Source organism: Occallatibacter sp., from assembly GCF_049802275.1.
Lineage (GTDB): Bacteria > Acidobacteriota > Terriglobia > Terriglobales > Acidobacteriaceae > Telmatobacter.
This window is the reverse complement of the sequence record NZ_JBARMD010000592.1, coordinates 1-6,679: the sequence shown is the minus strand read 5'-3', so window position 1 is coordinate 6,679 and position 6,679 is coordinate 1. Positions and strand designations below refer to the sequence as shown.

General features: G+C 57.6%; 4 protein-coding genes. 2 read left to right on the top strand and 2 right to left on the bottom strand.

Features of this window, described 5'->3' with window-relative positions; translation table 11 throughout:
* Nucleotides 1–216: hypothetical protein (locus tag WA354_RS20175; protein ID WP_472814816.1), on the bottom strand; the 216-nt coding region annotated here is incomplete at its 3' end.
* 259 nt (nucleotides 217–475) lie between these two features.
* On the opposite strand from WA354_RS20175, the gene WA354_RS20170 reads away from it, so the two are divergent.
* The gene (locus WA354_RS20170; RefSeq protein WP_472814815.1) at nucleotides 476–3,550 is read left to right on the top strand and encodes a hypothetical protein; all 3,075 of its coding nucleotides are present in this window, start codon (nucleotides 476–478) and stop codon (nucleotides 3,548–3,550) included.
* Nucleotides 3,551–3,584: 34 nt separating this feature from the next.
* On the opposite strand, the gene WA354_RS20165 is transcribed toward WA354_RS20170, so the two are convergent.
* Nucleotides 3,585–4,808, bottom strand: coding sequence for a sigma-54 interaction domain-containing protein (locus WA354_RS20165; RefSeq protein ID WP_472814814.1), 1,224 nt, complete (start codon nucleotides 4,806–4,808; stop codon nucleotides 3,585–3,587).
* Nucleotides 4,809–5,650: 842 nt separating this feature from the next.
* On the opposite strand from WA354_RS20165, the gene WA354_RS20160 reads away from it, so the two are divergent.
* The gene (locus WA354_RS20160; RefSeq protein WP_472814813.1) at nucleotides 5,651–6,220 is read left to right on the top strand and encodes a hypothetical protein; all 570 of its coding nucleotides are present in this window, start codon (nucleotides 5,651–5,653) and stop codon (nucleotides 6,218–6,220) included.
* Nucleotides 6,221–6,679 lie beyond the last annotated feature (459 nt).

The following is a 6,679-nucleotide window of genomic DNA, read 5'->3' as shown; positions in this document are numbered from 1 at the left end:
GGCGAAGGACGCGCAATCGCCCACGCGGAAGAGAACGCGATCGAGCTCCAAAAAGGGAGCCCCATCGACAACGCCATCGCCCTCAAGTGTGACGTCAGAGGGAGCCGTACAGGCGGATGCCGGCGGGCAGGCTAGCGCGGGAAAACCGAAGAGGTCGCGAGCGAAGTCGACGCCGGGAGCAACCGCGTCACCGGGTGCGGATCCCGGACCGAACAAGGAGCCCTCCTCGGCGGGTCGCAAGGGCAAGAGTAGTTCGACGCCTCGTCAAAAGCGGATCCCCGCCGCCGATCCGGAGACCTCATTCAAGGACATCGGGAATGAAATACGGAAAGATCCGGGCTCATTCGGCAGGGAGCGAGATCAAAATCTGCATCCTTCAACGCAGAAGCGCGAGCAGATTCACGGCACCGAACGAAAGGGATCGGGAGAAGAAAGCGAAACATCTCCGCTGAGCATTCCGAAGTACGGCGTCGATATGCCCTTTACCGGCGCACGAAGGCAGCGCGACAGCAAGGGGCATCTTCGCAATAAGTCCAGCGAGCTGGGATATGAGCGAGACGCGGGCAAGTTCTGGAGGGAATACGATCACACCTTCGACAAGCATCTGAGCGCGGAGCAGAAGAAGCGAGTGGCAGAAGGCCATTCTCCTGTCGTTGACGATCATTGGATAAAGACATTTCCGGAACACGCGCCATTCAGAGATCAGGTGCTGACGCATCATCATGTCGGCCAGGGATCCTTTGCCGTGCCATTGCCTGAAGGTATCCATCGGGCGCATTCCGCGTTGCATCCAGACAGGGCAGTTGTGGGGACGCCGAAAAAGCAGACGTCTCCCGAGGAGGCGCAAAAAATACTGCAGAAGCAGCAGGAGCGGGTCAGCGGCCGGCAGGAACGCGAACTGCGGCGACACGCCAAAGAAGGACGATTTGACGACTGGGGATACGGCAAGGGAACGGTGCCGCCGACCAAGGCCAAACTACCTTTAGCATCGCCGATGGCGGGTATGTCGAAGGAGGAGCTTGGAGCGCTTCCCGGCGCCGGCAAGCGATTTTCTGGATCCAGTGCGCCGGCCAAATCGCAGACACAACAGCAGGCGCCGGCGCCTCCTCCTCAACATCCTGCAACGGCGTCGCCGTCAGTTTCGCATGTCACCGCCCAAGCTCCTCCACATCCAGCGGATTCCCAAAGGGTGCAGGCTCCTGCGTCGACGGCGCATGCGGGGTCATCCACGCCAGCATCGGCGGGAACTGCGACGCAAGCTACTGCTTCCGTTCCGAAATCGCCCGCGCCTTCGACGCATGTTCCTCCACCGCCATCGCACGAAGGTGCGCCGGATCAGCATGCGGCGAGGCGATCCGTCAATGCGTCGCGGGGCGGCGGCTTGCTGCTGGGTCCAAATCAACGAGGAGTGCAGGCCAATGCCGGAGTGGCTGCAACGCGGCGTTCCGCGAATGGAGTTCAAACCGGGCAGACAGTCAATGTGGGTGGCAAGATGTGGGCAAAGGTGGAAGAGGTTCCGCTCAGTTCACCGCCGCGCTTTCACGTCACTGTGACGGTCGATCTTACTGCCGAAGGCGGCGTGAGCGCGGGGAAGGATGGGCAGGGAGGGGGCGCAGCCGGTGTTAATGCTTCGATTTCTGCACAACTCACCTGGGCGACAACCAGCGCAGAGATGTCGGCGGAGGATGCCAAGGTTTATCTGGGTTCGCTGCAGAGCGGAATCGGGAACGCTCCAGAGATGAATCTTGCGCGGATGATCTCGCGAGGCCGCATCCCCGATGCGAAGGCGTATCTGGCCCGGCTCAAAGGCCTGACCAAATCGGCCGATGCTGCCGCGCATGCCACAGAAGGAGAGGGTGCGACGTTCACCCAGGCCACGCAAGGCTCCGTTGGCGCGCATGCGTCGAAAGGCCCCGTGGGCGTTGAAGTCAGCGTCAGCAAAAGTAAGCAGCTTCAGATCTCGCGGGTTACAAAGCACGGCAAGGTGTATGTCTCGGTGAGCATCCTTGGTGAAACCGGAAAACATCTTGGAGGCAGCCTGAACATCGCCAATACCAGCTTTGGCGTAAACCACACGGCAGCGGTGAGCCAAAGCAAGGGAGCCACATTTGTGCTTGATCCCAAGGCTGCCGACTTTAAATCGCGTTACGACAGTGTGATGGCTGTGGATACCGTCGAAGATCTTAACCGCGTGATTGGTGCGAACAAGCCTGTCGAGGAGATTACGGGCAAGGGGACAAGCCACGAAACCGGCGTGAAAGCGACAGTTCTGGGCGGTGGGTTTGCGTATGGAGAGGGCGGATCGCTAAAGAACGAGGACATCAAAAACGAAGACGGCTCGGTCACGCACCGCGTCGAAGGTTCAGGGACCGGGAGCGCGGCCTTTGTGGCTGGGGACAAAACCGCGGCGAAGTACTCGCAAACCGACACGTTCACCGGCGAGGTAGGCAGCGATAACGTTGGGGCGGGGGAGACGCGAACCGCACGTTCCGAAACCGACTTGACGAAGTCCGCCAGCAAGTTCTACTCGTCGCTCAAGAAGGATACGCTGGGAACGCTCGCGGGCCTGCCGAAGGGGCAGACGCCCATCCTTCAGGAGAAAAATGACGCCGATGGAAAGTTTCTGGATGATGATGCTTTCGGCCATTTGTACGACTTGTCGAAGGACGCCCGCGCCTGGTCTCAGCACTGCAACCGGCCAGCGGATCTTATCGAGTGGAATCAACTTGGGGCCAAGATTGCTTCGAGCGGCGGCGACCGCGCCAAGATCCAGGCTCTCATGGCCGGGTTTGAGAGCCGAGGCACGGATCGCAACAAGTACATCAATCAGGCGGTTGGGTTATCCGGCGAGTCATACCAGTTTCCGGATTCTCTCGCCGAGCTTGAGCCCACTTATCGTGAACTCGTACGCGGCAATCCGGTTGCGCATGCCAATGAGCTTATTGCCGCCGGCAAGAACGCCGAGGCTACAACGGAACTCACCGCGGCTTCTGGGAAGCTGACGCAGATGTTGAAATCGATCCGCGATCACAGCGGCGACTTTCAACACAATCCAGAGGCATACGCATCGATGCAGGAAGCTATCAACCGAAAATTGGGCGAGATCAGAACGGCGATGCGCAAAGCTGTACCAGCACCACCAAAGCAGGCACAGATAGGCCCGCAGACACCTGAGCAGGCGCAGATGGACGCTGAAGCGGAAAAGAAAGCGGACGCGAAAGCGAAGACCGAAGATGAAATTGCGCGCAAGGTGGATGACTGCCAAGGAAATCGCAAGGTCGAAGGCGAGATGTTCGCGGCCATTCGCTCAGAGTTTGCAAAAGATAACGAGGAGTGGTACCACTTCTCCAAGTCGGACATCTATGTCATCAACGACAAGCTCAGCCGGCTGAAAGAACTCTATGCGCGATGGGATCTGACGGTAAATGATTTGCGAGACCTGTACGAGGCTCACGGTGAAAGTCCCGACAGGGCAGTCGCCTATAAGCCGAACCGGGAAACCTATAACGACCTGCACAAAAAAGCGAACGGAGCCTACGGCGGTTATTAGAGGGAGTTTAGATTCGGAAGTTGTCGGCGGCCTCTTAGCTTGCCCGCAGCTTGCTTGCGGTGAGCGGTTCGCGTTCTGGCTGGATGTTATATTTGGCAAGCTTTCGATACAGAGTCATTCTTGACCATTCCAGCTTGCGCGCTGCCGCACTTACATTCCACTCAGTTTGAAGCAGCGTCTTGACCAGCCTGTCACGTTCGTCCTGCGGGAGCCTCGTGATCTTCCGCCAGGTTGTGAGCACCTGATCGGGCAGGCGCTGCACCACCTTCTGCCCTGGCGCAAGATGAAGGAAGATAACCTCAACAACATTCTTCAGCTCTCGAATGTTTCCTGGAAAGGGATAGGCAAGCATCTGTTCCAGCGCTTCACCCGAAATGCGCTCCACCGCGGCCCCGAATACGCGGTTGTAGTGCCGCACGAAATGCTGGATCAGGAGCGGAATATCCGAACTCCGTTCCCGCAGGGAGGGCAGCTCGATCCGCGCAACATTCAAGCGAAAAAAGAGGTCAGTGCGAAAGCGATCTTCTCGCAGGAGCGATTCCAGGTCGCGATTGGTTGCGGCAATGAGGCGCACATCCACACGGATCGGACGGTTTCCTCCGAGGCGGGTAAATTCCCTGGATTCGATGGCGCGCAGGATTTTGGCCTGCGCCAGAGGACTCATATCCCCGATTTCATCGAAGAACAAGGTTCCCTTGTCCGCCTGTGCAAGTTTTCCGTCGCGTGTGCCGACAGCTCCCGTAAATGCGCCTCTCTCGTATCCGAACAACTCACTTTCAATTAGAGTTTCGGGTATTGCCGAGCAATTGACACTGACAAACGGCTTGCGGGAGCGCGATCCCAGTGCATGAATCTGCTCTGCAATGATCTCCTTGCCGGTGCCAGTTTCTCCAGTAATCAGAACGTTCGTATCGGAAGCGGCGACTTTGGAGAGAAAACGTTTGACGCTTAGAATTGCGGAACTCTCGCCGACGATCGCATCCGATGCCGTGGCGGATTGGATTCCACTGCCAACAGGCCGGCCGTGCATGCCGGCAGCTTCTGCCCCAAGGACAGCACAAATCAACGTGGCTTCATCGACCGGCGGCTTCAGGTACTCAACCGCGCGGATGCGCAGGGCTTCAATCGCCAGATCCTCGGAGCCGCTTATCGCGATAACGACAATACGCGCATGCTGGTTGAGGCTCCTGATCCTACGCGCGAGAACGAGCCCGGGGTCATGCTCGCGTGCCGAGCACTCCAGGATCGCTGCGTCCACCCGGAAATTTTTCAGCGGGGGACAGAAGTCCGTACAAAATTCCACCTGCCAGTCGGCGAGAGACGCTGATACGGAGCGCCTAACTTCAGGCAAGGAACAACGGACCAGGATGCGTCGTGCAAACACATATCACCGCCGGAATCCAATTTGAGGATCAGAATTTACATTCTGATGACAGGCGCCTATCAACTCGCTCAGTCTTGAAGGTGAGACATCACGAGCGTTCTTGCCAAATAGTGCTTTCCAGGGGATAGATCGTTTCAAGGATTCGCTCTTTCGGACAATCAAGATGGAGGTCAACAGCGAATCGATTTGGACGCGACCGCGTGCCGAGGATTACATTGGGAGGTTGTAGATTCAAATCGTGTCGCCTTTTGGTCGATGGGAGGCGAGTAAGAGGTCCTCGGAGAAGGCGATATCGTGCTTGTGAGACGTTCCTGAAGAACATTCGCAAATACACTGAGGGTCAGTGTATTCCTCTGAAAAAGGACGACGTCTCGTAAAGCGACCGCGAGCAGTCCGACTAAATGCAATGACGCAAGCGATCTGGCTGCGAATGGGTACACGGGGGAGACCGCCACCTCTTCGAGAGCAGGAATACGATTGGCCCTAGTACGCAATGCACACTGGGTGCAGAGAATTATGAACATCTACTCGGTTTAAGTCAACTCAATTCCGCCCACATTCTCCGTCGCTGGTTTGACTCTAACGCATGCAAGCGCGTGCAATCCTTTCCGGCTGATCGGAAGATTCGACGGACTGTTTGGGCCACGCAAGAGGGAACTTCGGTTGATCCTCCAGTCGGCTTCTGGCAATATGGGACCAAAGTTGATCGGACCGCCATGCGAATTGCGTCTTCCCCCGCCCTTCGCATCGCTGCCGGTTTGCTATTAGCCGCCCTGCTGAGCATTGTCGGGTATCACGTCTTCCGGCGGTGGGTCTCTCACGGTCTTGAGGCGCTGCTGGAGCGAGCCGACGAGATGTCGTGGCTCAACAGCTGGATCAACGCTGAGCCGCTCTATCACCAAGCTGAATTGCAGTTCATTAAAAGGCATCAATCTTCGAAGGCTCTCTGCGCCCGTGTTAGCCAGATGCCGGCACACAGCGAATCCTCGATCTCGATCCCAAACCAGATAGCCCTTTTGAGATCAGACCTCGACCTGCCGGAGGGCAAAGACCCTGAGACCCGTCTGCGCATCCTGACTATTCTGGGGATGCTCGAGGTCAACTACGTCGCCGGCATGGCGCGTCAGACTTGGTGCGGAGGTGCAAGCACTTGCGATCCGACAACATCACTACCTTCTGGCGACGCGTGCGCAGGGAGAGCAGGGCATCGCAGCGTTCCTCCTCGGCGACATCGCCACCGCGAAGAAGAATGTGGTCAGAGCCTGGATGGTGGCGAAAGCTCTTGATCCTGGAGTGCACATCCGCTACCGGCTATTACCAATAGCATGCTGTGCCCGGCAACATCGATCAACTGCGTCTCTTCCGCAAACGCGTCAATCGACTGTGGCATGACGTACTGGTGCGACGCAGTCAACGCGCACGGAAGAGCTGGGAGAAGTTCGCTCCGGTCTTCGACAGGTGGATACCAACACCCCGTGTTCTGCACCCTTATCCCCATGCTCGCTTTTACGCCACCCATCCTTCATAAGAGCCGTATGCGTAGACGCGCATGTACGGATCTGTCCCTACCGGGTCCATTACCAATTTTGGTGCTAAACGAGTTGGGGAAGGGTGGGGATATGTTTCAGCGAGCTCCGTCGCAAACGACCCGAAAGCCATAATCGGCGTAGCTGAATTCCGGCGGGATGCTGGAACGTGCCGAGCATCTTGAAATCTTGATTTGGTGTCGCCAGGAACCTCCGCGC